This is a genomic window from Pseudomonas sp. Irchel 3F6, from assembly GCF_900187595.1.
In the GTDB taxonomy this organism is placed as follows: Bacteria; Pseudomonadota; Gammaproteobacteria; order Pseudomonadales; family Pseudomonadaceae; genus Aquipseudomonas; species Aquipseudomonas siliginis.
This window is the reverse complement of record NZ_FYDP01000008.1, coordinates 325,366-350,016: the sequence shown is the minus strand read 5'-3', so window position 1 is coordinate 350,016 and position 24,651 is coordinate 325,366. Positions and strand designations below refer to the sequence as shown.

Below are 24,651 nucleotides of genomic sequence, written 5' to 3'. Positions count from 1 at the left end.
ACATACAAGGTCAGGAGCAAGTCCTGCCTTAAGGAGCGATCGGTCTCCCCCAGAAACACATCTTCGTATGTCGCACCAGCGAGCTTAGATCTCATTCATGCTGGTGTGTGGGGAACATACAAGGAGCTGACGAGTGCATTCGGTAGGGTCAGGCTTTCGCGTTCGCCAGGTAGGCCCCCAGGCGCCGACCCATTCCAAAGCCGAACGCGGAGCGTCCGTTGAGGCATTCCCACGCAGAGCGTGGGAACGATCGGTGTCAGGGGGAATAATGTTGGGTCAGAAGAAGCGCATGAGGGCAGCGGCGATGGTTTTGGCAGGAAATCTTTGTTGCTATTCGCCGCGATAGATGCAGCCGCTGGTGCACGTCTCATGAATGCGGATCGCGCTGAGTTCCGGCAGCAATGGCTTCATCTCATTCCAGATGAATTTGGCCAGCACTTCGCTGGTCGGGTTTTCCAGGCCAGGAATGTCGTTCAGGTAGTTGTGGTCGAGGCGCTCATACAGCGGCTTGAAAATCGCTTTGATCTCGGAGAAATCGCGAATCCAGCCAGTATGCGGATCGAGGTCGCCGCTCAGGTGCAGCGCGACCTTGAATGAGTGGCCGTGCAGGCGGCCGCACTTGTGGCCGTCCGGGACGTGCGGCAGGCGGTGGGCGGATTCGAAAGTAAACTCTTTGAAGATTTCCACGGTATTTTCGGCTCTGTTCAGATGGCGTTCGCCGCAGCGATTCGGGCAGGCGGCGAGTTTATCAGCTTGTCTTTGGCCGTGCTGACTAAAGGGTCAGCAAGCGGTCGGCGAGGCGACCGTTGGCCGTCAGCTCGAGGAATTCGTCACCCAGTCGCCGGCTCTCGTCCATCGCCGCGTGCCAGTATTTCTGCCGGCTCGGCGCATCGCCCATAAAGCGTTTGAAGTCATTTCGATCGGGCAGTTTGCCGTAGGGCAGGCGCGCCAGATATTCCTTCGATGGCGCGACCAGCAGCACATCCTGCAAACGCTGCACCGAAGCGCGGCGCCATGGCAGGGTCTTGTCGAACCAGCCGGGAATCACTCGATCGGTGAAGTGCGGATAGAGCACGATACCGTCGCCGCTGTAGGGCAGGTCGAGGTGGTAGTCGAGCAAACCGCCGTCACGGAACGTACCCGCGCCAGCGCCGGGCAGGTCGCGCACGCCTTCCATCACCATCGGGATCGATCCGGAGGCGAGCAGGGCCTGGCGCAGGTTGCCGGTGTTGAGGGCAACGAAGCGCGAGGGGAAATCGGTCAAGGCATCAAGCGGCGGGGCCAGGCGCGGATCGTGGATGATCAGCCGTTCGAAGTGCCGCGACAGCCGCGCACGACCGCGCAGGTTGTCGGCGATCACTGAACCCAGTGCCAGACCGAGGCGCCCGCGATGGTCTTCAGCGAGGCGGCCTTGGCTTTTCACCACCATGATGTTCAGTCGGTAATCGGCGTTTTCGAGGATGCTCGCATCGCGGCCGTCGAGCAGATCATTGAGCATGCGCTGCGAGCTCTGGCTGATCTCGGCCATGGTCACGCCTTTGTTGAAATGCTGCTCGGCGTACAGCTCACCGAGGCGGCGAATGCCTTCGGCGGCGTCCGGCAGGCAGGCGCTGGCGAAGCGCCAGGAACCCACCGAGGCGCCGATCAGCGAACGCTCACGCGGCGCACTCGGCAGCCACTCGCCGAACAACGCTAGATCGAGCCCCTGAATCCCCAACGCCTTCGGCCCACCGGCCGCACCGGGCAGGGTGCCGACGTCAGCGGCGTGCAATCCCTGCGCACGAATCCGCGCCATGGCCCGTGGGCCGGCCTTTATGGTGAGAGCAGGAAACTTGATGTGGATGGCGGTCATACCGGTCTCGATCGTTAGCAAGCTGGCGATTATAAGCACATGTTGCAGGCCCATGTCGGAGTGAGCCTGCCCCACAAGGGGGGCAGACGCAAACCAGTGTGGGAGCAAGCCTGCTCGCGAAAGCGGTGGGTCAGAAACATCGTTGCAGCTGACACTGCGCCTTCGCGAGCAGGCTCGCTCCCACAGGGGAGCTTGCCAGCAATGGGGCACAATGATGGCCATTCAGTTTCAGTTAAGTTGACCCCGCTATGGTGCCCACCGTAAGCAACATATAAGAATTCGGAGACACCCATGAAAACCCTGACTGCCCTGACCACTGCCTCGATCCTCGGCCTTGGCGCCAACACTGCGCTGGCGCGCGATCTCGGACCTGACGAAGCGCTTCGTTTGCGCGACGCTGGTACTATCGTCTCCTTCGAGAAGCTCAACGCCATCGCCCTGGAAAAACACCCCGGTTCGGAAATCACCGAAACCGAGCTGGAGGAAGAGTACGGCAAGTTCATTTACCAGATCGAACTGCGCGACCCGAAAGGGCTGAAGTGGGACCTGGAGTTGAACGCGGTCGATGGTGAAGTGCTCAGGGATCATCAGGATACGTAATGAAGCTGAATAGTCGCGCCACCCGCCTGACGGCGCTGGCGCTGGTGTTGTTGTGCAGTACGGCCATGGCTCGCGACCTCGATCAGGACGAGGCGCTGGCCCTGCGTCGCGATGGCGTGATCCTGCCGCTGGAGCAAGTGCTGCAGCAGGCCATGGATCGCTACCCCGGCGCCAAACTGCTGGAAGTCGAGCTGGAAGAAAAACACGACGTGTACATTTACGAAGTCGAATTGCTGACGGTCGAAGGCGTGGCGCGCGAGCTGCACCTGAAGGCCGATACCGGCGAGTTAGTCAAAGACAAGGAAGATTGATCGATGCGTTTGCTTCTGGTGGAAGACCACGTACCGCTGGCCGACGAATTGCTCGCTGGCCTGCAGCGCCAAGGCTACGCGGTGGATTGGCTGGCCGATGGTCGTGACGCGGTGTATCAGGGCAGCAGCGAGCCCTATGACCTGATCATCCTCGATCTCGGCCTGCCCGGCGTACCGGGGCTGGACGTGCTGGCGCAGTGGCGCGCGGCCGGTCTGGCGATTCCGGTGCTGATCCTTACCGCGCGCGACTCCTGGGCCGAGCGCATCGAAGGGCTGAAAGCCGGCGCTGACGATTACCTGACCAAACCGTTCCACCCGGAGGAGCTGTACCTGCGCATTCAGTCACTGTTGCGCCGCTCCAAGGGCCAGGCCAACCAGCCGACCCTGCAAGCCGCCGGCCTGCATCTGGACGAAGGCCGCCAGTGCGTGGTTCGCGACGGCGCCGACATCCAGCTGACCGCCGCTGAATTCCGCCTGCTGCGTTATTTCATGCTGCACCCCGAGCAGATCCTCTCGAAAAGCCACCTCGCCGAACACCTCTACGACGGTGAGACCGAGCGTGACTCCAACGTCCTCGAAGTCCACGTCAATCACCTGCGGCGCAAGCTCGGCAAAAGCGTGATCGAAACCCGTCGCGGTCAGGGATACCTGTTCGGCGGACAAGCTTCATGAGATCAATCCAGCGCCGTTTGAGCCTGGGTCTGATCAGCGTGATGGTGGTGGTCGGTCTGGTGCTGGCGCAAACCAGCCTGTGGTTGTTCGAAGTCGGTTTGCAGCGCTACCTCGAAGCCGGCCTGCGCAACGACAGCGAAAGCCTGCTGGTAGCGCTGGTGCGCGGCCCGCAAGGTTTGCAGCTGGATGAGCGGCATCTGTCGCCGGCCTATCAGCGGCCGTTTTCCGGGCACTACTTTCGCATCGATTTCTCCGACAGCCACTGGCGTTCGCGCTCGCTGTGGGATCAGGAACTGCCGCTGCTGCAGCACCCGGGGCTGCACAGCAACCTGCAACTGGGGCCGGACGGGCAACGCCTGCTGATACTGCGCTCGGACTATCGACGCCTGGGTCAGTCGATCTCGATCAGCGTCGCCCAGGATTACACGCCGGTCAGCGACAGCTTCCAGCGCATGCGCCAGATCGGCCTCGGCCTCGGGCTGGCGGCGTTGCTTCTGATTCTGTTCCTGCAACGCCTGACCGTACGCCGCGCCCTTAAACCGCTGGAACGCGCGCGCGAGCAGATCGCTCAGTTGCAGCAGGGCCAGCGCTCGCAACTCGACGATCAGGTGCCGGTGGAGCTGGAACCGCTGGTGGCGCAGATCAACCATTTGCTCGCCCACACCGAAGACAGCCTCAAGCGCTCGCGCAATGCCTTGGGCAACCTCGGCCACGCGCTGAAAACCCCGTTGGCGGTGCTGCTCAGCCTGGCCTCCAGCGACAAGCTCGATGACCATCCCGAGCTGCGCAGGATCCTCAAGGAACAACTGGAGCAGGTGCAGCAGCGCCTCAATCGCGAACTCAATCGCGCGCGGTTGTCGGGGGATGCGCTGCCCGGCGCGTTGTTCGATTGCGATGCCGAGCTGCCAGGGTTGCTGGCGACCTTGAACATGATTCACGGCGAGCATCTGGCCTTGAGCTACGTCGCACCGCCGGGTTTGCAACTGCCGTGGGACCGCGAGGACTTGCTCGAACTGCTCGGTAACCTGCTCGACAACGCCTGCAAATGGGCCGATGCCGAAGTGCGCTTGAGTGTGATCGAAAGGTCTGACGGCTTTGCCCTGAGCGTGGAAGATGACGGTCCGGGGATTCCCGAAGAGCAGCGCACTCAGGTGTTCAGCCGTGGCACGCGGCTGGATGAGCAGACCCACGGGCATGGGCTCGGCCTTGGGATCGTGCGGGATATTGTCGAAACGTGGGGTGGCTTGCTGGTGTTGGGCGAAAGCGAGTGGGGCGGGTTGAAAGTGGTGATTGAACTGCCTCGGCGGTGAGCCCCTGAAAAGCCCCTCACCCTAACCCTCTCCCAGAGGGAGAGGGGACTGATTGTGTTGTTCTTGAGAGATTCACCCACTTGAAATCCGAGTCGAACTCAGGACTTGAATGGCATGAAGATCGGCTCCCTTTCCCCCTCGCCCACCTTGGGGGGAGAGGGCTGGGGTGAGGGGGGATTGGAACTGACACCCCGCACTTGTGCATCAAACGCGAAACTGATCCATCAACCGCTGTTGCTGATTCGCCAGGCTGTTGAGCGACTGACTCACCCGAGCCGATTCATTCGCCTGTCCGGACAGCGATTCCGTCACATCGCGAATCGTCGCCACGTTGTTGTTGATCTCCTCAGCCACTGCGCTCTGCTCTTCGGCAGCACTGGCGATTTGCAGGTTCATGTCGCTGATCACCGTCACCGCATCGCCGATCTGCCGCAACGCCGTGACAGCCTGGCCCACCTGCTCAACGCTGCCCTGGGCCTGACGATGGCTGTTGCCCATCGCACCGACCACTTCCTGCGTGCCGTTCTGCAATTGCTCGATGACCTGGCGGGTTTCCTCCACCGACTCCTGAGTGCGGCGCGCGAGGTTGCGCACTTCATCGGCGACCACGGCAAAACCGCGTCCGGCTTCACCGGCACGGGCGGCTTCGATGGCGGCGTTGAGTGCGAGCAGGTTGGTCTGCTCGGCGATGGCGCGGATGGTTTCCAGCACCGTGCCGATTTTCTCGCTGTTGGCGGCCAGGCCCTCGACCTGAACCATCGCGGCGCTCATGTCGGCGGCGAGGGTGTCGATGCTCGCGGTGGTGTGGTCGATCACGGTCAGACCCTGGCGGGTGGCGCGGTCGGCGTCCTTGGCGGCTTCGGCGGCCTGGGCGGCACTGCGCGCGACGTCCTGGGCGGTGGCGCTCATTTCGTGGGACGCGGTGGCGACCTGATCGACCTGACGGTATTGCTGCTCCATGCCGGCGCTGGTCTGGGTGGCGATGGCCGATGACTGGTCGGCAGTGTTGCGCGCGTCCTGCACCGAGCGCTTCACCTCGGCGATGATCGGCTGCAACTTGTCGAGGAACTTGTTGAACCAACCGGCCAACTGGCCGAGCTCGTCCTGCTTGTCGTAGGCCAGACGCCGGGTCAGGTCGCCTTCGCCGCTGGCGATGTCTTCAAGCATGTGCGCCACACCGAGGATCGGCTTGGTCACGCTGCGCGCCATCAGCCACACCAGCAGCAAACCGATCAGCGCGGCGAGCAGGCCCAGGCTCAGTTCGATCAGCGTGCCTGAGGTATTGCTCGCATCCAGTTGCTGCTTGAGCGCTTCGGCGCGGCTGACCAGGACTTTCTCCGGCACATCGAGCAACACGCCCCACGCCGGTCCGTCGGGAATCGGCTGGAACGGCGACAGCACTTTCAACTGGCCGTTGCTGTGCAGGCTGCTCACGCCCGTGCTCGAGGCGAGCAGGCGCAGCAACTCGCTGCCGCTGGCCTGATCTACCGCATCCAGGCGCTGGCTGAGTTTGCCGGCATCCGGGCTGTAACCGGCGAGCAGGCCGGCGGGGCTGACAATACTGACGGCGGTCTGACCGTCGTAAAGCTTGCGGCTGGCGTTCTGGCTGATCGCTTGCAGGCTATTGAGGTTGATGTCGACCGACAGCGAGGCGATGACTTTGCCATTGACCTGCAGTGGGAAGACGATGCTGGTCATCAGCACTTTGTGGCCGTCGATGACATAGAAGTACGGCTCGATCACGCAGGGTTTGAGCGTGGTGCGCGGGCAGGTGAACCAGGCGTTGGCGGCCTGACCGCTGGGGCCGGTGCTGGTGTCGCTCATGTCGCTTTCCGGCAGCGCCATCGAAGTGACTTTGCCCGGGGTCGGCTGCGACCAGTACAGGGCAAAACGGCCCTTGTCGTTGCTGCCCAGCTCAGCCTGATCGGCGAACAGTTCGTCCTTGCCGTCCAGCGCATTGGCTTCGAACACCAGCGACAGGCCGAGCAGGTCCGGGTTGGCTTGCAGCGCGGATTTGACCTGACGGGTCATGTCCTCGCGCAGGTCGAAGGCATCGAGAAAGCGCTTCTCGGCCTGCTCACGCAAAAACAGTACCTGCCGCGAGAAACCGTGGCCGTACTGATAGGCGTCCATGAATTGCTGACGAATGCCGGCGGCCTGCACTTCACCTTGCGACTCGATCCGCGCCTGCGCCGACTCGGTGAGCATCTCCATGCTCGAGGCCTTGACCAGCGCCGAGCTGTGTTCCATGCGATACAGCGAAAGACCGACCAACAGGGTCACGATACCGGCCAGGCAGAGGCCGGCGAGCAGGGTGATTTTCCATTGGATGGAAAGTTGTCTGAGCGACATGGAAAACATCCTTATCCGATAAATATCTGAGACTTTGCACTGTAGCGGCCGCGTTTCGGCTTTCTTTATGCCGTGAGCGCAATATGACCGATTGCCGCATGCGGGGCCTGTGATCCTGTGATCCTGTGGTCCTGTGGTCCTGTGGTCCTGTGGTCCTGTGATCCTGTGATCCTGTGGTCCTGTGGTCCGGTAGTCCTGTAGTCCTGTGGCGAGGGGATTTATCCCCGTTCGGCTGCGAAGCAGTCGTGACACCTGCGTACAGGGTTGATTTAAAGTTTGCCGGGGGCGGCTTCGCCACTCAACGGGGATAAATCCCCTCGCCACAGGGCTTTGACAGCGCCGCCACTCTGCGGCACAGTGCGCGCCCTCTAACAAGACCCTCTGTACAAATCCGCCGGCCAACCCCGGGCGGACTCATCCTGTCTGGCGGTGTGTTTCCACCCGCAGTGTTTTTTGAGGTAGTGAAATGAATGCAGTCATAGCAGCCGTCGGCGTCATGCTGATCCTCAGCCTGTCGCGCGTGCATGTGGTGATCGCGCTGATCGTCGGGGCGCTGGTCGGTGGCCTGACCGGCGGTCTGGGCATCGACGCAACACTCAAGGCGTTCAACAGCGGTCTGGGCGGCGGCGCGACGGTGGCGTTGTCCTACGCCTTGCTCGGCGCGTTCGCCGTGGCGATTGCCAAATCCGGCCTGGCCCATGCGCTGGCCGACAAGGCCCTGGCCATGGTGGATCGGCAGCACGCAACCGGCGGCGGTAACGTCAAATGGCTGCTGATCGGCCTGCTGTGGGTGGTGGCGATTGCCTCGCAGAACATCCTGCCGATCCATATCGCGTTCATTCCGCTGCTGGTGCCGCCACTTCTATATGTACTGACCAAGCTGCAACTCGATCGCCGTCTGATCGCCTGCGTCATGACCTTTGGCCTGATCACCCCGTATATGTTTCTGCCGGTGGGTTTCGGCAACATCTTCCTTAACGAAATCCTGCTGGCCAACGTCGCCCGCAGCGGCGTCGACATCAGCGGCATCAATGTCACCCACGCCATGGGCATTCCGGCGCTGGGCATGGTTTTCGGCCTGGCGATGGCGTTTATCAGCTATCGCAAGAAGCGCGTGTATGACCTGGCGAAGATCGAACAGGTCGAGCAGACGGCGGTGCACTACAACCCGCTGAGCCTGATGATTGCCGGTGTGGCCATCGCTTCGGCATTCGTGGTGCAGTTGCTGCTGGACTCGATGATTATCGGCGCTCTGGTCGGGTTCCTGATTTTCTCGGTGTCGGGCATCGTCAAATGGCGCGAGACCGATGATCTGTTCACCGAAGGCATGAAGATGATGGCGATGATCGGCTTCATCATGATCGCCGCCTCAGGTTTTGCCGAAGTGATGAAGGCCACCGGGCAGGTGCAGACGCTGGTCGAATCGTCGGCAGCCTGGATCAATCACAGCAAAGGCGTCGGGGCTTTGTTGATGCTGCTGGTGGGCTTGCTGGTGACCATGGGCATCGGTTCGTCGTTTTCCACCGTGCCGATTCTCGCAGCGATTTTCGTGCCGTTGTGCGTGCAACTGGGCTTCAGCCCGATCGCCATCGTCTGCATCGTTGGCACTGCCGGTGCGCTGGGCGATGCCGGTTCACCGGCCTCGGACTCGACCCTCGGCCCGACCTCCGGCCTGAACATCGACGGCCAGCATCACCACATCTGGGACACCGTCGTACCGACTTTCCTGCACTACAACCTGCCGCTGCTGGTGTTTGGCTGGGTGGCGGCGATGGTTCTCTAAAAAATCCACAATTGCCCCATGTGGGAGCGAGCCTGCTCGCGAAGGCGTCGTGTCAGTCGACACACAGGTTGCTGAGCCAACGCTTTCGCGAGCAGGCTCGCTCCCACAGGGGGGGCGGCGATGTTTCAAGACTCAACTTTTGCCCCGGCGTGCCGTTAAAGCCTTTAACCACGCCAACAAAATCAAAAGAGTGAGTCCCCCGATGCGCCTGAGTCTCAAGGCTAAAGTCCTGTCCCTTGCCGTTCTGCCGGTGCTGCTCTTTGCGCTGGTCATCAGCGTGACCACGCTGTTCATCCTCCAGGAACAGGCGCGCAAGGAGGTCGAACAGACCCGCGAGCGGCTGCTCAGCGACGCCAAGGCCACCCTGCAAAGTTACGTCGCCGTGGCCATGACCACGATCAAACCGCTGTACGACGCCGCCGCACCGGGCGACGACGCGGCGCGGGCGCAGGCGATCAAATTGCTCTCGGGCATCCGCTACGGCAAGGATGGCTACTTCTTCGGCTACGACTCCGAAACCGTGCGCCTGTTCAAGGCCAACGACCCCGACGGCGTGGGCAAAAGCTTCAAGGACAACCGCGATCCGAACGGCGTCTACGTCAACCTCGGCCTGGTCAAAGTGGCCAAGGACGGCACCCACTATCTGCAATACAGCTCACCGCTGCCGGGTAACGCCAAGGTGCTGGTGCCGAAACTCGGCTACACCGAATACCTGCCGAAGTGGGACATGGCGGTCGGCACCTCGGTCAACCTCGACGGCATCGAAGCGCAAGTGGCGCAGGTCGAGGCGCAAGTGCAGGAGCGCGTGCAAGGCGTGGTGCTGAGCATCGTCGGCGTTGCGGTGCTGGTGCTGTTGGTGATCGCGGCAGCGGGCATGCTGCTGGCCAACACCATTCTGCGCCCGCTGACCCTGATGAAAGCCAACCTCGACGACATCGCGGCGGGCGAGGGCGACCTGACCCGGCGCCTGAACATCACCAGCCAGGACGAACTCGGCGAACTGGCCGGCTCGTTCAATCGTTTCGTCGACAAGATCCACGGCCTGGTGCGGCAGATCACCGAGATGACCACGCAACTGACCGGTCTGGTCACCCAGGTCTCGGAACAGGCGCAGCGTTCCGATCAGGCCATGGAGCGTCAACGCCACGAAACCGATCAGGTCGCCACGGCGATCAACGAAATGTCCGCCGCCGCCCAGGAAGTCGCCAAGAGCGCACAGAACGCCGCCGTCGCCGCTCAGCAGACCGACGAAGAAGGCCAGAGCGCCAAGCGCGTGGTCGCGGGCAGCATCAAACAGATTCATGCGCTGGTCGACGACATCCGCAACAGCGGCGTGTCGCTGGACAGCCTGCAGCAGGACGTCAGTTCGATCGTCGGCGTGCTTGGGGTGATCCGTTCGATTGCCGAGCAGACCAACCTGCTGGCGCTCAACGCCGCGATCGAAGCGGCGCGCGCCGGTGAGGCCGGGCGCGGGTTTGCGGTGGTTGCGGACGAAGTACGCGCGCTGGCCAGCCGCACGCAGATCAGCACCCAGGAAATCCAGGGCATGATCGACCGCTTGCAGGCCGGCACGCAGCAGGCGGTCGAAGCGATGCGCCGTTCCAGCGAGGCCGGCGACGGCACTTCGCAGCAAGCCAATCAGGCTGGCGCATCGCTGGACGCCATGGCGCAGTTGATCGCGACGATCAACTCGATGAACGCGCAGATCGCCAGCGCAGCGGAAGAGCAGACGGCGGTGGCCGAAGAGATCAACCGCAGCGTGCATCAGATTGCCGTGGCGGTGGACAGCGTCGCCGATGAAACGCAACTGGGCGCGCAAACGTCGCGCAGTCTGGCGGAGCTGGGGCAGCGGTTGGGCAAGCTGGTCGGGCAGTTCCGTATCTGATGGCCTGAAAAGCCCCTCACCCTAGCCCTCTCCCAGAGGGAGAGGGAACCGATTGGGGAATATTGCGGGATTACGCCGACCTGAAAGTCCTGCTTTGAATCCATAATCGACGCGGTTTTTCAGGGCGATGCAGTAGGTGGGACACCTCGGTCGGTTCCCTCTCCCTCAGGGAGAGGGCTAGGGTGAGGGGGCTCTTGATCTTCAGGCTCTGTCCCAATAGGGAATCTCGCCAAAGCACTCGACAAAAAAATCAATCACCGTCCTCACCTTCACCGACAACCGTCGGCTCCCCGGCCACAGCACCGCGATCTGCTGCGGTTCCAGGCTGTTCGACACCTGATACTCCCTCAGCACCGGCACCAGCGTGCCCTCGCGCACCGCTTCGCCAATCAGCCACGACGGAAACATCACCAGCCCGAGGCCTTGCTGAGCGGCCTGGGTCAGGGTGTCGGCGTGGTTGCCGGTGATCGGGCCTCTGACCGTGTATGGCGTCCAGTCCTCGCCGTCGCGGCGGAAAAACCAACGCTGCTGACCGGCCGCGCCTTTATAGGCCAGGCACTGATGTTGCGCGAGTTCGTCCGGGTGCTGCGGCGTGCCGTGGCGTTTGAGGTAGGCCGGGCTGGCGGCGACCTGAAAACGGTGCGGCGCCACAATGCGTGCCTGCATGCTCGAATCGTGCAGCGCGCCGATGCGAAACAGCAGGTCGGCGCCTTCCTGTAGCGGGTCGACGTAATGGTCGGTTTGCTGGATATCCAGTTGCAGCTTCGGATAGCGCGCGCAGAGCTCGCCCAGCCAGGGCGTCAGATGGCGTTGGCCAAACACCACTGGCGCGTTGATGCGCACCAGTCCGGTGGGTTCGCTTTGCTGTTCCTGCAACGCCTGTTCGGCCTCTTCCAATTGCACCAGCAGTAACCGCGCATGGTGGCCGAGCGTGCGCCCGGCTTCGGTCGGGGTGACGGCGCGGGTGTGGCGGTAGAGCAATTGCTGGTTAAGCGCCTGTTCCATTAACTGGATCTGCCGCGAAATGGAGGAGGGCGCGACCCCTTCCCGGCGGGCGACTTCGGAAAAACTGCCGTGGTCGAGGACCGCCACAAACAGCCTTAACGCTTTGAACCCGAGTTCGTTGAGCCCGTGCATGCCATGTCTCGCTGTGCGTGATGCGCAAAAGTGTTGTCCGGATGCTCCCATTTATCGCACAGCGGCGCCAGCCGATAATCCGCGCCATTGTTTTTGAGCGTGGAAGGTTATGTATGCAGACGTTGAATGAAGGGGTGGTTGCTGCACCGCTAAAAAGATCGGTGTTGCGTCTGCTGTTGCTGCCGCTGGTGATTCTCGCTGGTATGGGCTTGTCGGTCGAGGCTGGTTTGCTCGGGCCGCTGGGTGAGCAGGTCGGGCATTTGTGGGCGACGTTGAGCATCTTCGGCGTGGGTTCGGCAATTCTGTTTTTGCTCTTGCTGTTCGCCGGCCCACAGAAAGGTCCGGCGCTGACCCAGTTGCCGCGCTGGCAGTTGATCGGCGGTTTTCTCGGGCCGATCTACGTGGTGGTGTTGACGCTGGCGACGCCGCATATCGGCATTGCCATGACGATGATCGCGATTTTGTCCGGTCAGGTCGGCAAGAGTGTGCTGATCGACCATTTCGGCTGGTTCGGCGCGACGCGCAAGAAGGTCAACGGCGAGCGCTGGCTGGCGTTGGGCTTGATTGTGGTGGCTTTGGTTCTGATTGCGCGGGGGTGAGTGATGGGTCTGGTGATTTTGTTGGTGGTGGTGGTATTGGCCGGTGCGGTGTTGAGTGTGCAGGCCGCGATCAATGGGCGTCTGGGTGAAACGGTGGGGGTGCTGCGTAGCAGTTTGCTGACCTTTGCGGTGGGCGCGGTGGTGACCGGGTTGTTGATTCTGTTTTTCGAGCCGGCGCAGGCGGTGAGTCTGCTTGAGGTGCCGAAGTGGCAGTTGACCGGGGCGCTGTTTGGTGTGGTGTACATGATGGTGATGGTGGGTGCGGTGCCGGTGGTCGGGACGGCTGTGGCGACGGTGGCGGTGATTGTCGGGCAGTTGGGGATGGGGATGTTGATCGACAATTTTGGCTGGTTGGGGAATCCGGCGATCGGCTTGTCTCCGAGTCGGATGTTGGCGATGGTGTGTCTGGCGGTGGCTTTGGTGTTTATGTATCGGAGCAGTTTGCGTTCTGAGTGATTGGATTTGAGTACATATCCGTTGCCGCGGTTGTTGCTGATTACGGTTCCGCTCTTACAGCGGGTCACTTTTTCAGACGCCAAAAAGTAACCAAAAGGCTTGGCCCCGGCGTTCGGCCCGCTCGCTGGGGCTCGGGGTTCCTTCGCTGCGGGACCGATCCTGGCGCAGCGGCTCCGGTTTGCTTCGCTGCACCTACACTCGCTGTGTTTGGCTGCGCCAAACCGTCGCTGCGCTCCCACGCCCGGATCGATCCCTCCACTCAGCCTGCCGATGGGGCCGGCACGGCAAGATCAAGGGCGGTACTCGAGCTTGCGCTCATTGTGTTGAGTGGTCAGGAGCGGGTGGTGTCTGGCTTTGGTTTTGTGCCGGGATTCGCCCCTCACCCCAGCCCTCTCCCGAGGGAGAGGGAGCCGACCGAGTTGTTTCGCGTTATACAGCGAACTGAAAGACCTTATCGATTATGGATTCGGTGACGCACGATCAGGTCGGTGTACTTTTGAAGCACTCCCCAATCAGTCCCCTCTCCCTTTGGGAGAGGGCTAGGGTGAGGGGCTTTTGATGTCATGTGCAGGTCTGTGCAGCGCGATGTCGTTCTGGTGGGAGCGAGCCTGCTCGCGAAAGCCATCTCTGCGTCGCCCAATCTCTCAACAGTTGGTCAGCCTGCAACACCACCTTCTACACTGTCCCTTACGGCTTACCACTCAAGCCTCAGACAACCACTACGCAAGGAGTCTGTCCCATGTCCGATAAAAAATGCGACTGCCCGGGCTGCAACTGCACGATCAAAGAAGGCGAACATTCCTACGCTGTACACGGTAAACACTATTGCTGCGAGGCTTGCGCTCATCACCACAAACACGGTGAAGAATGTGCGATGAAGGGCTGCGGTTGCGCTCATCCGAAATAAGCGCGGCAAAAAAAAGTGGAGCCTAATCAGGCTCCACTTCCATTTTCAGACTGTCGTCTTCCTGTCGTTCAAAGTGCCTCACCGTGCCTTGCAGTGTTCGCCCTTCGACCTTGACCACCACAACCTTGGCTTGGTGGAGGTCTTCCGGTACCGGTGCCTGGACGCACAAGGTGAAGCGGTAAGGGTCATCCGCGACCGTTTCCAGTGCGACTGCGCAATTCACCGTTTTGGTGATCTGGCCGAAGAAGGTGGTCAGGCCGTAGTCCAGTCGGGCCGTGTGATAAGTGTCGGTCATCGGTCGATTCCCCCTGTCGATTGCCAAGCCTGCGGTGGAGGCGGTGGGGTCAGTTGGTCTGGCGCCAGGTGACGTTTTCCAGGCCGAATTTTTCTGCCATCGGTTTGCTGGTCTTTTGCACTTTCTCGCGGCCGAAGCGCGGGATGCGACCCACGCCCGCGTCGCAGCTTGCCCAATGCCAGGCTTCGGCGTTGTCCATTTTGTCCGAGCGGATAATGAACGACTTGGGGGTGCCATGCAGTGTGTAGTCGATGACGTAAAGTTTTGCGTTGTTCATAAAGCCCGAATTCCTCCCTGTGGTATTAAACGGATCGCGCTGTGCCGGGAAAATTCATTCGGATTGTCCGACGGTATCTATCGTTGGCGAGGGCGCGGCGTGCTGGTTACCATGGCGGCTTCGCCAACCCCCTGTGAACGCTCGCCATGGCCCTCGCCGCGCCCCCTGATCTGACCGACACCGATGTCCCCGTGCAACCGCTGGCGCGAACCTATCCGCGTGGTTTGTTCATCGAGCCGCACGAGCATGTCTGGGGGCAGTTGCTGTATGCGATGAGCGGGGTGATGTGGGTCGAAACCCCGCACGAAGCGCTGGTGGTGCCGCCGCAGCGGGCGGTGTGGTTGCCGCCGGGGGTGCCGCACGGGATTCGGGTGGTGTCGGATTTGCAGATGCGCAATATCTACCTGCGCCCGGCGCTGGCGGCGACGCTGGATGCGACGGTGCAGGTGATCGAGGTCGGTGGTTTGCTGCGAGAGTTGATCGTCGGGCTGGTGGCGCAGGGCGATGCCGGCGAGGCTGAGTATTACGATGCGCTGGTCGGGCTGGCATTGCTGGAACTGCGCCGGGCCAGGCGTTCGCAGTTGAAGATTCCACTGCCGGACGAGTCCGACCGGCGTTTGATGAATCTGTGTCAGGCCGTGATGGCCGCGCCGTCGCTGGAGATCCCGTTCGAGCAGCATGCAGAAAACGCCGGGGCCAGCGTGCGCACGCTGGCGCGGTTGTTCAAGGACAGCCTCGGCATGGGCTTCGCCGAATGGCGGCGCCAGGTGCAGTTGGCGACGGCGGTGGCGGCGTTGATTCAAGGCGTGGCGGTGAGCGTCATTGCTCGCGAACTGGGTTATTCACCGAGCAGCTTCAGCGACATGTTTCGCCGGGAACTTGGCGTAGCGCCTTCGCAATTCTCGGCAACTTGAACAGATCCATGTGGGAGCGAGCCTGCTCGCGAAAGCTTTGCACCAGGCAATGAAGTGCTGACTGGAAGACCGCATTCGCGAGCAGGCTCGCTCCCACACGGTTCTATGGCGGCTGCAGAAGGTTTGTCCGAAATTCAGAAGTCCTTGGCCGATACCGCTCCGCCCGTTTCCCTAGACTCTGCCCATCACTTATCGCGGCGGAGTTCCTTTCATGAACTACCTCATTTCTCTGGCCATCGGCCTGGGCGTCGGCCTGCTCTACGGCGCGCTCGATTTCCGTTCTCCCGCCCCACCGGCCATCGCGCTGGTCGGTCTGCTCGGCATGTTGGCCGGTGAGCAGTTGTGGCCGCTGGGCCGGCAACTGGTCGCTGGCTGGTTGTCCTGAATTTCCCTTTTTCTTTTCGGTGGATGTGCCCATGAAAGCGTTGCAATTCGATCAGACCGGCGACCTGTCTTCCCTGCGTTTCGTCGACGTTCCGACCCCGGTGCCCGGCGCCGATGAAGTGCTGGTGCAGATCAAGGCTGCCGGGCTCAATCCCAGCGATGTGAAAAACGTCCTCGGGCGTTTTCCCTACACCACGCTGCCACGGGTTCCGGGGCGGGATTTTGCCGGGGTGGTGGTCGAGGGGCCGCAAGCGTTGATCGGTCAGGAAGTCTGGGGTACCGGGCGCGAGCTGGGCTTCTTCGCCGACGGCGCCCATGCGCAATTCGTCAAACTTCCGGCGAGCGGCGTGGCGCACAAACCGGTGCATCTGAGTTTCGCCCAAGCGGCCAGCTTGGGCGTGCCGTACACCACGGCGTGGGATGCGCTGGAACGCAGCCTGGTCAGCGCCGATACGCGTTTGCTGGTGATCGGCGGCGGGGCAGTGGCAACTGCGGCTTTGGCCCTGGCAAAAGTGCGCGGCGCGCAATTGCTGGCGGCGGCGCGCCGGCCCGAGCAGGTAGCCGATCTGCAGCAGCAGGGCTATCAGACGATTCAACTGGATAAGCCTGAAGAGCTGGGTGCGCAGGTCAACGCGGTGTATCGCGGTGGCGCCGATGTGATCTTCGACACCACCGGCTTCTGGCTGCCCGCTTCGGTGGCGGCACTGGCGACCTTCGGTCGCATCGCCATCATCGCCGCACCGGTCGACGGCCACGTGCAATTGCCGGCGCTGGCGCTGTATCGCAAGGGCGGTTCGGTGGTCGGGATCAACTCGTTGTTGTACGGCGTTGAGGCGTGCGCGGCGATGCTCGAGCAGTTCGGGCGCTTCTTCGATGAGGATCGCTTGCCGCTGCCGCAGGGCTTGGTGGAGGTGCCGCTGTCTGAAGGGCCGGCGCGCTATGCTGAGGTCAATCAAGGTGGTGGCGACAAGATCATCTTGCTGCCCTGATTCACGCAAATCCCTGTGGGAGCGAGCCTGCTCGCGATGACGGTAGATCAGTTAAACCGTCGGCGACTGACACACCGTTTTCGCGAGCAGGCTCGCTCCCACAGGGGAAAGGCATAGGATTCGGGATCATTTCCGTAGGATCCCGGCCGCTTCTCTGTGGGCTACGTCCTTTTCGCTCGCAGGCCGGCAAAACAGGGAAAGGTCTGACTTCACCCATTGCAGTGCACCGTTGCACAGTCCCGTCTTTCAATCAGACACAGGGACAGGTGGATGCGCATCGCTGGCAGGCCCGTTGTTTTCACTCTCGAGATAGAAGGCGTTGCCCACGATCTTCAAGTGTTCGGCTTTCGCACCCGGGAAGTGCTCAACCAGACCTATGAACTGGATCTCGAGCTGGTCAGCGAGCGGCCCGATCTGGATCTCGAAGGCTTGCTGCATCGGCCGGCCTTTCTCTGTTTCGGTGCCGACGGTAGCGGCATGCACGGGCTGGTCTATCGGGTCGGTCAAGGTAATTGCGGTGTTCGGCTGAGCCGTTACCAGATCACCCTGGCGCCACATCTTGCCTACCTCGCGCATCGGCGCAACCAGCGGATTTTTCAGAACCTGAGCGTGCCGCAGATCATCGCCAATGTGCTGGGCGATCACGGCATGCAGGCCGATGCCTGGCATTTTCAGCTCAGCGCCGAGTACCCGGCGCGGGTGTATTGCGTGCAATACCAGGAATCCGATCTGCACTTCATCCAGAGGCTGTGCGAAGAGGAGGGTCTGCACTTTCACTTCCGTCACCGCCGTGAGGCGCACCTGTTGGTGTTCGGCGACGATCAAACGGCGTTCCTCAAACACGACGTGACGACGCGCTATTTGCAGGGCAACGGCCTGGTTGCCGATGCGCCGGTTATCGACCAGTTCACTGTGCGCCTGGAGCCACGCTCCAACATCGTCGAGCGCCGCGATTATCACTTCGAAAAGCCCGCAGTGCAGTTGGACGCCAAGGTCAGTGCAGCGCGGGTTCCGCTGCTGGAAGATTATGAGTTTCCCGGGCAGTTCACCCACCGCGAGCGCGGCAAGCACCTCAGCCAGCGTGCGCTGGAGCGCCATGGTGCCGACTATCGTCTGGCTAACGGGCGCAGCAATCAGGCGCTGATGCGCGGCGGCAGTTTCATGTCCATGGCGGATTACTCGCGCGCCGACTGCAACGATTTATGGTTGCTGACCGAGGTCGAGCACATCGGCAAACAGCCGCAAGTGCTCGAGGAAGCGTTCACCGAGCAGGCTGACGCAGATGGTTTCAGTCAGGGCTATCGCAACCATTTCGTCGCGACACCGTGGGACGTGGTGTTTCGCCCGCAGCTCAAGCATGTCAAACCGCGCGTCAGTGGCAGTCAGTTGGCGGTGGTGACCGGCCCGCCCGGCGAAGAAATCTACAGCGATGCCTACGGCCGCGTGAAAGTGCAAATGCTCTGGGATCGCGACGGCCAGCGTGATGAACAGTCAAGTTGCTGGCTGCGCGTGGCCACTGCCTGGGCACATGACCGCTACGGCAGCGTGCAGATTCCTCGCGTCGGTATGGAAGTGCTGGTGGGCTTCACCGATGGCGATCCGGACAAACCGCATGTGCTCGCCTGCCTGCCCAACGCCGAAACCCCGGTGCCACTGGACCTGCCGGCGCAACAGACGCGTAGCATCTGGCGCAGCCAGAGCAGTCCCGGTGGCGGTGGTTACAACGAACTGCGCATCGAGGACCGGCAAGGCGCGGAAGAAATCTCCATCAGGGCGCAGCGCGACTTGGTGCAGCACGTGCTCAACGACTTGCGTGTGCAGATCGACAACCTGCACAGCCAAGTGATTGGCGGCGTTTCCAGCCTTGAGTTGCGCGACGAAGAACATCACCTGACCCACGGCAATCGCCTGACTGAACTCAAGCAGGACGATCATCTGTGGGTGCAGGGCGAGCAGCATGTGCGGGTCGCCAGCCAGCGCGTCAGTGCCGCGCAGCAGCTGCATTTCGGCGCGGGCGAGCAGGTGGTTTTCAACAGCGGCCTGCAGATCACTCTGGCTGCTGGCGGGCATTGGCTGACGGTCGGCGCCGCCGGCATTTTCAGCAGTGTGCCGGTGGTGCAGGGCGGGGCGCCGACGGTGTGTCTGCCAGCGGAACCCTTGCTGCCGGGGGCCGCGCCGTTGCTCAAGGCGACGTTCGATGCCGTGCAGCAACGGCATGCGCTGCTGACCACGCGGACCTCGCGTTGCCTGATTTGCGAGGCGGCCCAGGCATGAGCCTTTTGACGGATTGGCCTGAAGGTTTGCCGTGGGCTGAGCAGCAGGCGTTTGTGCTGCTCGACGGTGCGACGATCGCGGATTTGCCGGCGCAACTGCGAAGGCTCGACCCCGCCGCCAACGCTTTTGCGCTGTACGACCAGCCACCGTTTTCGGCCCTGCGTGACGTCTCGCCGCTGCTGGTGGCGCTCGCTGACGCTGACGATCCGGTGGCGCGGTTTTATCGCCAGCACGCCCAACAGGAATGGGGCGTGCTGTTGTTCAGCGCCGCGCCGGCGCATGAAATCGTCGCGCACTTGCGTCAGTTGCTGATCGTCGAGTTGCCGGTCGGCTCGCCGGTGTTGTTGCGGCTGGCGGATGCCGCCGTGGCGCAGGCGCTGTTTGCCAGCGGCGATGCGAGTCTGTTCGGGCCGCTGGGGTGCGTGGTCACGGCGGATGGCGCGCGGCAAGTCTGGCACTGTCAGCGACCTCGCCAAGGGCAGGGTGGGGCGTTGGTGGCGCCGTATCGGCTGAGTGCCGAGCAGGATGTCGCGTTGGATCGGGTGGATCGGCGGCGGGTGTTGCTCGACATCGATACGCACCTGCTCAAGCACTTTCCTGACTTTCATGTCGGGGACACGGCAGTTGAACGCTGGCAATTGTTGGAACGCATCCACGCCCATGCCAGCGAGCTTGCCTTGAGCAGCCCGTCCGAGATTCTGCTGTACGCCAACGTGGTGGCATGGCTGGACGATGCAGCGTGCAGTCGGCACCCGCAGATCCATCAGCTGATGCACACACCTTCGCTGCAATCCCCCGGCGAGCGCGTTGCGATTGCCGCTGCAATGGCCTTTCGATGGGCCTCTGAGAGACATCAATCATGAATCACCCCGCCATCCTCGATGCGTTAGCCGCCTCGAAAGCGCCCATTGGTGCGCCAGCCGCCTGCCCCTTGCGCAACACCCACGTGCAACTGCTGCCCCTCGCGTACGGCCTTGTCGAAAAACCCTTCGACCCCAGCACCGAATTCACGCTGCCGTACACCCTGACCACGCGCCCCATGGGCATCCGCCGCCTGCGCGATGGCTGGCTGTACATCGTCGACAGTCTCAACGGTGAGCTGTACGAATATCGCGTGCTGGAAGGTGTCATCTGCGCATTGCTGCATCGCGGCAAAAGCGTCAGCGAGGATCAGCGCAGCGCCATCGAAGAACGTCCGGCGTTGATCTTTTCGCGCAAAAGCACCCTTTACGTGACCTTCGCCGATGTGCAGTTGAGCGCGGCGAAGTGCCGACAGGTGCTGGACAGTGCGGAGGAGCGCGAGCACTTCATGCAGGCGGTCGATCTTGGTCCTGTGCATTGTCTGATCGGCGGCGAGCATTTGCTCACCGTGGCCCAGGCGAAACAGTGGCTGGCGGAAGTGGCCTGCACAGCGAAACCGCTGGCCGAGGCCGACGCCACGCGGATGCCGACGGTGCAGGTCAGCGACGCGCCGGAGCACGAACGCGAACCTTATTTGTGGGAAAACCCGCGACGTTTTCGCGAGGCGCATATCGGCGAATTTCTTGGCCGGGTGCGCGGGCCTTATCAGGACGACACGCTGTTTCTGCTGGTCAACGACGACCTCGGCGTGATGCGCGATCTGGCTGATTATCAGGACATGGTGGTCGGCTGGATCGAGCAGTGGAGCAACACCGACAACAACGAGCGCGACTATCTGCTGGCCAGTTACATCGAGTCGCTGAGCCAGCTCGGCGCTCAGGATTTCGACACCCTGGCCAAGGCCAGCGACGATCCGCGCGCCCAGGCATTGTTCGCTGAACTGGAGCAATTGCCCGAGCCGGATCGGGAAAATACCCGGCAGGCGCTGCTCGAGTATTTGAACAAGGGGGGTGAGGTCGAGCCAGTTGCAGTCGAAGCCACGCCTGAGTTGCAACAGCTTCGCGAAAAGGCACTGGACGAGTCACTGGCGCTGAACCGTTTCGACGGCGTCGCCCCGGATTTCACCGCACATGCTCGCGTCACCGCCGAGGCGGACCGACGCTTTTATACCCGCGAATATTTTGTTGAAGTCGCCCCGGCCGACTTCGTCGAGCGTCACCTGAGCACACTGGTTGACCTCGGCAAAGATCAGAGCCGGCGCATGAAAGACGTGCTCGACGGCCCGCTGCTCAGCGGCAAGCGCGGCATCAATGACCTGATCGACCGCCCGGCCATGGACGAGGTGCTGAACAATCATCGCGACAACCTCGGACGCTGGAATCGCCTGCTCGAACGCATCACCGCCGACCGCGCGCAATTGCTGTGCGCCGGGCGTTTCCATCGCTCGGCGTGGTATTTCGACGGGCAAGTGCAGATCGATCAGGCGCTCGCCAGCGAATACGCCTGCCTCAAGGACATCGGCCGCAGCGACGCGGCCAATGAGCAAATGCTCGGTTACCTCGAGCAACACCCGCAACTGACCCGCCCGCTGTTCTACACCTTGCCGCTGCGCTTGCAGACCGAACAGGCCGGGCAATATTCAACGCTGTTCAACGCCGGCATGGCGATGTTCAACAACCTGCCGGACTGGCTGGCCAAATTGCAGAGCATCGAGCAGCCACAGCTTCCAGCCCTCGACGATCTGCCGGCACACAGCCGCGTCCTCGCCGATGCCGTGCAAGACACCTACAGCCCGGCGCTGAACCTCGGCCTGAGCCGGGCGCTGGAAGGCTTCGATCTTGCCGGCGAGAAAATCCCCGACCTCGACGAACTGTTCCAGCGCCTGCCCAAAGCCCTGCGCCTGCGCGTCTTCGACGCCGCGCGAACCAGCGGCGTGACCTTCACCGTGTCCACCCCGGCGGAGCAAGCGGCGCTGCAAGCCACGATCAAGGAAGTGCTGCGCGAACGCGACTACCTGAAAACCCTCAACCGCGAACGCAACCAGCTCACCCACAATAAAAACCGCCAAGGCCACAAAACCGCCCGGGCGATGGAATTGCAGGAAGAAATCGTCCGCGTGCGCACGCAACTGGCCTTGTTCGAAGGCCGCCTTGCGGCAGCGCTAAGCCCGATTGACGAACTGCCGGATCGCTCGGCACGGCTGTATGGCGCCACCCCGGCGAAAGCGGGCGTGACGGTGGTGTTTCCGCCGGCGCAGCACGGGGAATTGCGAGGGTTGCTGGAGAATATTCGCGCGGGGGTGGCGGGGGTTTCGAAGGCGAGTCTGGTGCGGACGGAGGGGATGGGGTTGTTGGTGGTGTTGGTGCAGGTGGTGAATTTGGTGGGGGTTTATCGAGAGGTGATGAAGCAGACGAGGGACAGGAAGAAACGGGCGGATTTTGTTGCTGCCGTAATCGCGACAGGCGCAGCCGGATTTACCGCTGCGCAAGGGCTTGCCGATACGGCGCTCAAGGCTCGAAGCGCGAGTCTTATTGCCAGCATGCAGGTTGAAGCGCTGCGACAGGTTCATGTGCAGATGGGGAAGTTGCATGTTGGGTTGGGGGCGTTTACTTATGTTCTGGGTTTGAGAACTTCGTTTGCCAGCTTCAGAATTAGCGATCGAAAGTGGCAAGATGCAATTCGTAGTGGCACTCAATTTGAGCAGAAAGCGGCTGCGGTGGCGACGTTGGGCGCCGCAGGTATAGTTGCAACTAACGGATATGGGGCGAGCAACACTTTTCACGCTTCTTTTAAAGTGTTGACTGCAGCGAACAGTTCGGCACGCGCAGCGGCGTGGGCTGCCGCTGGCACACGTCTTTCTACTGTATTTTTTCGCTTCAATCTCGCCGGTGCGTTGTTCACCGTGCTGGAATTCGTCGGAACGTGGCTATTCCATCGCTACAACCTCTCTGCCCACGATAAGTGGTTGAAAGTCACGCCCTGGAGCCGTGATGAAGAGATGCGCGGTGACCACTCCCTGGATGACTATCAAAATTATCTGGCGTTTTTGATACACGCTCCTTACGCCCAATCAGGACCTGATCCCAGTGACACCTGGCTGAAGACTTTATTATTTGGCGCCAAACCCAGTGATATTCATTTGGTTCTGCCGAGGCTGGCGCTAAACGATCTTCTGCCGCCGTTAAACGGTAAACCGAGTCGACGCTTGGGAATCGGTGCCCATCGACTTGTTGCACCGCTGCATGGTCGCGGTGTGCCGCAAGTGCGCAAGGAAGTCATCAGTGAGGAGATATTGAGCAGTCTGCGAATCGTGAAGTCATCACCAGATGGTTTGGTGCTTTGTCTTCAGTACCCCATCCGTCCCGATTCTGACTATACGCCTGCAAAAGAAACGCTCGAACTTGCCATATGTATCCAGACCGTCAATGGCAAAGGTGGGGCGGAGTCAAGAACGCGCGTGATTCATATTGACCCTCTGGATAGCGGTCATTTTGCTGTAGTAACTCCCGGCTCAATTAAAGACAACCCTCCGGTTTTGCTGGTAGAAACTCAATACCTCGAATGGGCTGACCATGCTGAATAATCGCAGTAATCCTCCTTCCAGTTCGGAATATGAGGGGGTTAAAAAAGCGGGCGATATTGAGCCGTTCCCAAGCGGGAAGATTACCTATCTCGCACCGTTGCCATTACCTACATCAATGCCGCCTTACGGACCTCATATCGGAGCGTTCAATGACGGATACATGGACTTTGGTCTCGGCTCACTGGAGGTATTCCCATGGCAGCTAATTCTCGGCGCGACGACCGCAGGAACTTTTATGGTTCTCGTTTTGATTCCTTTATTTACGGGCTTGCTAGGGATTCTTTTTGGCTATGGAAACGAGGCGATTTGGGAATCAATGGTTGGTGTATTCGAAGTGGCGTTGGAAAATGAATTAATTTGCGGTCCCTTGATCTTGCTCATCGGTATTGGTGTCTGGCATCACCACCACAAAAAACGTCTCTCCCTCATCCCAACCCGCTTCAACCGTCAACGCCGCGAAGTCTGCTTCATGCCCGAAGGCGCCACCGAGCCGGTCTTTGTCCCGTGGGAGTCGCTCAGCGCCTGGATCATCGAAGCCAAGGGTGCCACCCAGTTCGGCATCCATCGCCAATACGGCATGGGCATCGGTTTCTACCAAGGTGAAACCCTCATAAGCCAGGAATTCCAATGCGCCGGCCTGGAGCTCGCGATCAGCCATTGGGAAGCAATTCGCGGTTACATGGAGTACGAAGTCAACGACCTCAAATCAATTCAGGATTTGCAGGATCTGCAAGGCCCGGACGACCCACCCCACGAAGGCCTGCACACTTTTCGTAACGCCCGGGCGCGGATGCATCAGCAGATCCGTGAAGGCCGCCGCTCGCGGTTGTCGGGATTTTTTTGGTACCTGTATCACGTCATGACTTTATGGACGATTCCCAATCGTCTGGTCGAATGGGAAGTGCGCCGTCTGGAAAGAATCGGCAAGCAGGCGTTGCCGGAAGTTATGCGCGCCTGGTCCGAGCCGCTGCCGAAAGAGCAATGGGCCAAGCCCAGTGAAGAGTTGTTGCGACTAAGCGAACAAGTGCGGCGGATGCACAAGCGCCAGCCGCATCGGCCGATTACGCAGATTTTTGCTGAGGTTTGCAGGCGGGGCTGACTGGGCGGTGCAGGCAGGTTCGATAGCTTTCGCGAGCGGGCTCGCTCCCACAGGAGACCACGCTACAAATGTGGGAGCGAGCCTGCTCGCGAAGGGGCCGCTCGGTCAGCA

The 24,651-nt window shown here is 61.4% G+C and carries 22 protein-coding genes and 2 pseudogenes; 17 read left to right on the top strand and 7 right to left on the bottom strand.

Translation table 11 applies throughout. The annotated features are described in order from the left end of the window. Nucleotides 1–330: 330 nt before the first annotated feature. Together queD and CKW30_RS24295 are read right to left on the bottom strand one after the other, a co-directional pair. Nucleotides 331–687 (bottom strand): 6-carboxytetrahydropterin synthase QueD, encoded by a 357-nt coding sequence (gene queD, locus CKW30_RS24300; protein WP_007915588.1) that lies wholly within the window; start codon nucleotides 685–687, stop codon nucleotides 331–333. An 85-nt stretch (nucleotides 688–772) separates the two neighbouring features. After that, the gene (locus CKW30_RS24295; RefSeq protein WP_095182152.1) at nucleotides 773–1,852 is read right to left on the bottom strand and encodes a hypothetical protein; all 1,080 of its coding nucleotides are present in this window, start codon (nucleotides 1,850–1,852) and stop codon (nucleotides 773–775) included. A 291-nt stretch (nucleotides 1,853–2,143) separates the two neighbouring features. Between CKW30_RS24295 and CKW30_RS24290 the strand changes: the two genes are divergently transcribed. Genes CKW30_RS24290 through CKW30_RS24275 form a run of 4 tightly spaced genes read left to right on the top strand, consistent with a single transcriptional unit; the run spans nucleotide 2,144 to nucleotide 4,745 of the window. Then, on the top strand, nucleotides 2,144–2,452 hold the full coding sequence (locus CKW30_RS24290; RefSeq protein WP_016775414.1) for a PepSY domain-containing protein: 309 nt from the start codon (nucleotides 2,144–2,146) through the stop codon (nucleotides 2,450–2,452). Continuing rightward, the gene (locus CKW30_RS24285) at nucleotides 2,452–2,763 is read left to right on the top strand and encodes a PepSY domain-containing protein (RefSeq protein WP_016775413.1); all 312 of its coding nucleotides are present in this window, start codon (nucleotides 2,452–2,454) and stop codon (nucleotides 2,761–2,763) included. Before CKW30_RS24290 ends, CKW30_RS24285 begins: the two co-directional genes overlap by 1 nt. A 3-nt stretch (nucleotides 2,764–2,766) precedes the next feature. Beyond that, entirely contained in the window at nucleotides 2,767–3,435 is a 669-nt protein-coding gene (locus CKW30_RS24280; RefSeq protein ID WP_016775412.1) for a response regulator transcription factor, read from the top strand. Then, nucleotides 3,432–4,745, top strand: coding sequence for a sensor histidine kinase (locus CKW30_RS24275; RefSeq protein WP_056791379.1), 1,314 nt, complete (start codon nucleotides 3,432–3,434; stop codon nucleotides 4,743–4,745). The genes CKW30_RS24280 and CKW30_RS24275 overlap by 4 nt, the downstream gene beginning before the upstream one ends. A 204-nt stretch (nucleotides 4,746–4,949) precedes the next feature. On the opposite strand, the gene CKW30_RS28000 is transcribed toward CKW30_RS24275, so the two are convergent. Together CKW30_RS28000 and CKW30_RS27995 are read right to left on the bottom strand one after the other, a co-directional pair. Beyond that, complete coding sequence (locus CKW30_RS28000) at nucleotides 4,950–5,705, bottom strand: methyl-accepting chemotaxis protein (RefSeq protein WP_370593523.1); 756 nt, start codon at nucleotides 5,703–5,705, stop codon at nucleotides 4,950–4,952. A 102-nt stretch (nucleotides 5,706–5,807) separates the two neighbouring features. Then, nucleotides 5,808–5,954 (bottom strand): annotated as a pseudogene (locus CKW30_RS27995) (HAMP domain-containing protein); the annotation flags it as partial. Nucleotides 5,955–7,563: 1,609 nt separating this feature from the next. On the opposite strand from CKW30_RS27995, the gene CKW30_RS24265 reads away from it, so the two are divergent. The 3 genes and pseudogenes from CKW30_RS24265 to CKW30_RS27985 all read left to right on the top strand — a co-directional run bounded on the left by CKW30_RS24265 (nucleotide 7,564) and on the right by CKW30_RS27985 (nucleotide 10,765). Continuing rightward, nucleotides 7,564–8,880, top strand: a complete 1,317-nt coding sequence (locus CKW30_RS24265) for a Na+/H+ antiporter family protein (protein ID WP_024013513.1) — start codon at nucleotides 7,564–7,566, stop codon at nucleotides 8,878–8,880. Nucleotides 8,881–9,082: 202 nt separating this feature from the next. After that, nucleotides 9,083–9,907: pseudogene (locus CKW30_RS27990) on the top strand (cache domain-containing protein); the annotation flags it as partial. 36 nt (nucleotides 9,908–9,943) lie between these two features. Continuing rightward, nucleotides 9,944–10,765 carry a methyl-accepting chemotaxis protein gene (locus CKW30_RS27985; protein ID WP_370695145.1) on the top strand — a complete coding sequence of 274 codons (822 nt, stop codon included), beginning with the start codon at nucleotides 9,944–9,946 and terminating at the stop codon, nucleotides 10,763–10,765. A 201-nt stretch (nucleotides 10,766–10,966) separates the two neighbouring features. Here CKW30_RS27985 and CKW30_RS24255 read toward each other — a convergent pair whose 3' ends face one another. Continuing rightward, entirely contained in the window at nucleotides 10,967–11,902 is a 936-nt protein-coding gene (locus tag CKW30_RS24255) for a LysR family transcriptional regulator (RefSeq protein WP_095182150.1), read from the bottom strand. 113 nt (nucleotides 11,903–12,015) lie between these two features. On the opposite strand from CKW30_RS24255, the gene CKW30_RS24250 reads away from it, so the two are divergent. From CKW30_RS24250 to CKW30_RS24240, 3 genes are all read left to right on the top strand, one after another. Further along, nucleotides 12,016–12,501, top strand: coding sequence for a DMT family transporter (locus tag CKW30_RS24250; RefSeq protein WP_095182149.1), 486 nt, complete (start codon nucleotides 12,016–12,018; stop codon nucleotides 12,499–12,501). Nucleotides 12,502–12,504: 3 nt separating this feature from the next. Further along, a complete protein-coding gene (locus CKW30_RS24245) occupies nucleotides 12,505–12,957 on the top strand; it encodes a DMT family transporter (RefSeq protein ID WP_095182148.1) in 453 nt (150 codons plus the stop codon). Between the two features lie 739 nt (nucleotides 12,958–13,696). After that, nucleotides 13,697–13,864 (top strand): metallothionein, encoded by a 168-nt coding sequence (locus CKW30_RS24240; protein WP_016775405.1) that lies wholly within the window; start codon nucleotides 13,697–13,699, stop codon nucleotides 13,862–13,864. 22 nt (nucleotides 13,865–13,886) lie between these two features. On the opposite strand, the gene CKW30_RS24235 is transcribed toward CKW30_RS24240, so the two are convergent. Then, the gene (locus tag CKW30_RS24235; RefSeq protein ID WP_056791362.1) at nucleotides 13,887–14,159 is read right to left on the bottom strand and encodes a hypothetical protein; all 273 of its coding nucleotides are present in this window, start codon (nucleotides 14,157–14,159) and stop codon (nucleotides 13,887–13,889) included. Between the two features lie 49 nt (nucleotides 14,160–14,208). Continuing rightward, entirely contained in the window at nucleotides 14,209–14,436 is a 228-nt protein-coding gene (locus CKW30_RS24230; RefSeq protein ID WP_016775403.1) for a DUF6555 family protein, read from the bottom strand. 146 nt (nucleotides 14,437–14,582) lie between these two features. On the opposite strand from CKW30_RS24230, the gene CKW30_RS24225 reads away from it, so the two are divergent. The 7 genes from CKW30_RS24225 (at nucleotide 14,583) to CKW30_RS24195 (ending at nucleotide 24,540) form a co-directional block, all read left to right on the top strand. Then, complete coding sequence (locus tag CKW30_RS24225) at nucleotides 14,583–15,350, top strand: helix-turn-helix transcriptional regulator (RefSeq protein WP_095182147.1); 768 nt, start codon at nucleotides 14,583–14,585, stop codon at nucleotides 15,348–15,350. A 211-nt stretch (nucleotides 15,351–15,561) separates the two neighbouring features. Continuing rightward, nucleotides 15,562–15,735, top strand: coding sequence for a DUF1427 family protein (locus CKW30_RS24220; RefSeq protein WP_073471384.1), 174 nt, complete (start codon nucleotides 15,562–15,564; stop codon nucleotides 15,733–15,735). Between the two features lie 31 nt (nucleotides 15,736–15,766). Then, nucleotides 15,767–16,723 (top strand): zinc-binding alcohol dehydrogenase family protein, encoded by a 957-nt coding sequence (locus CKW30_RS24215; RefSeq protein WP_095182146.1) that lies wholly within the window; start codon nucleotides 15,767–15,769, stop codon nucleotides 16,721–16,723. A gap of 270 nt (nucleotides 16,724–16,993) precedes the next feature. Further along, nucleotides 16,994–18,997, top strand: coding sequence for a type VI secretion system tip protein TssI/VgrG (gene tssI, locus CKW30_RS24210; RefSeq protein WP_095182145.1), 2,004 nt, complete (start codon nucleotides 16,994–16,996; stop codon nucleotides 18,995–18,997). Continuing rightward, nucleotides 18,994–19,860, top strand: coding sequence for a DUF4123 domain-containing protein (locus tag CKW30_RS24205; protein ID WP_095182144.1), 867 nt, complete (start codon nucleotides 18,994–18,996; stop codon nucleotides 19,858–19,860). The genes tssI and CKW30_RS24205 overlap by 4 nt, the downstream gene beginning before the upstream one ends. Next, nucleotides 19,857–23,441, top strand: a complete 3,585-nt coding sequence (locus CKW30_RS24200) for a toxin VasX (protein ID WP_095182143.1) — start codon at nucleotides 19,857–19,859, stop codon at nucleotides 23,439–23,441. The genes CKW30_RS24205 and CKW30_RS24200 overlap by 4 nt, the downstream gene beginning before the upstream one ends. Then, nucleotides 23,431–24,540 carry a hypothetical protein gene (locus CKW30_RS24195; RefSeq protein ID WP_095182142.1) on the top strand — a complete coding sequence of 370 codons (1,110 nt, stop codon included), beginning with the start codon at nucleotides 23,431–23,433 and terminating at the stop codon, nucleotides 24,538–24,540. The genes CKW30_RS24200 and CKW30_RS24195 overlap by 11 nt, the downstream gene beginning before the upstream one ends. The last annotated feature ends 111 nt before the right edge of the window (nucleotides 24,541–24,651 follow it).

What these genes read in the sequence shown, in the direction of transcription:
- CKW30_RS24215 (WP_095182146.1), top strand. Translation starts at nt 15,767, where the DNA reads ATGAAAGCGTTGCAATTCGATCAGACCGGCGACCTGTCTTCCCTGCGT.
- CKW30_RS24285 (WP_016775413.1), top strand. Translation starts at nt 2,452, where the DNA reads ATGAAGCTGAATAGTCGCGCCACCCGCCTGACGGCGCTGGCGCTGGTG.
- CKW30_RS24200 (WP_095182143.1), top strand. Translation starts at nt 19,857, where the DNA reads ATGAATCACCCCGCCATCCTCGATGCGTTAGCCGCCTCGAAAGCGCCC.
- CKW30_RS24245 (WP_095182148.1), top strand. Translation starts at nt 12,505, where the DNA reads ATGGGTCTGGTGATTTTGTTGGTGGTGGTGGTATTGGCCGGTGCGGTG.
- CKW30_RS24255 (WP_095182150.1), bottom strand. Translation starts at nt 11,902, where the DNA reads ATGCACGGGCTCAACGAACTCGGGTTCAAAGCGTTAAGGCTGTTTGTG.
- CKW30_RS27985 (WP_370695145.1), top strand. Translation starts at nt 9,944, where the DNA reads ATGACCACGCAACTGACCGGTCTGGTCACCCAGGTCTCGGAACAGGCG.
- CKW30_RS24250 (WP_095182149.1), top strand. Translation starts at nt 12,016, where the DNA reads ATGCAGACGTTGAATGAAGGGGTGGTTGCTGCACCGCTAAAAAGATCG.
- CKW30_RS28000 (WP_370593523.1), bottom strand. Translation starts at nt 5,705, where the DNA reads ATGGAGCAGCAATACCGTCAGGTCGATCAGGTCGCCACCGCGTCCCAC.
- CKW30_RS24220 (WP_073471384.1), top strand. Translation starts at nt 15,562, where the DNA reads ATGAACTACCTCATTTCTCTGGCCATCGGCCTGGGCGTCGGCCTGCTC.
- CKW30_RS24240 (WP_016775405.1), top strand. Translation starts at nt 13,697, where the DNA reads ATGTCCGATAAAAAATGCGACTGCCCGGGCTGCAACTGCACGATCAAA.
- CKW30_RS24290 (WP_016775414.1), top strand. Translation starts at nt 2,144, where the DNA reads ATGAAAACCCTGACTGCCCTGACCACTGCCTCGATCCTCGGCCTTGGC.
- CKW30_RS24230 (WP_016775403.1), bottom strand. Translation starts at nt 14,436, where the DNA reads ATGAACAACGCAAAACTTTACGTCATCGACTACACACTGCATGGCACC.
- CKW30_RS24195 (WP_095182142.1), top strand. Translation starts at nt 23,431, where the DNA reads ATGCTGAATAATCGCAGTAATCCTCCTTCCAGTTCGGAATATGAGGGG.
- tssI (WP_095182145.1), top strand. Translation starts at nt 16,994, where the DNA reads ATGCGCATCGCTGGCAGGCCCGTTGTTTTCACTCTCGAGATAGAAGGC.
- CKW30_RS24295 (WP_095182152.1), bottom strand. Translation starts at nt 1,852, where the DNA reads ATGACCGCCATCCACATCAAGTTTCCTGCTCTCACCATAAAGGCCGGC.
- CKW30_RS24280 (WP_016775412.1), top strand. Translation starts at nt 2,767, where the DNA reads ATGCGTTTGCTTCTGGTGGAAGACCACGTACCGCTGGCCGACGAATTG.
- CKW30_RS24205 (WP_095182144.1), top strand. Translation starts at nt 18,994, where the DNA reads ATGAGCCTTTTGACGGATTGGCCTGAAGGTTTGCCGTGGGCTGAGCAG.
- CKW30_RS24265 (WP_024013513.1), top strand. Translation starts at nt 7,564, where the DNA reads ATGAATGCAGTCATAGCAGCCGTCGGCGTCATGCTGATCCTCAGCCTG.
- CKW30_RS24225 (WP_095182147.1), top strand. Translation starts at nt 14,583, where the DNA reads ATGGCCCTCGCCGCGCCCCCTGATCTGACCGACACCGATGTCCCCGTG.
- CKW30_RS24235 (WP_056791362.1), bottom strand. Translation starts at nt 14,159, where the DNA reads ATGACCGACACTTATCACACGGCCCGACTGGACTACGGCCTGACCACC.
- CKW30_RS24275 (WP_056791379.1), top strand. Translation starts at nt 3,432, where the DNA reads ATGAGATCAATCCAGCGCCGTTTGAGCCTGGGTCTGATCAGCGTGATG.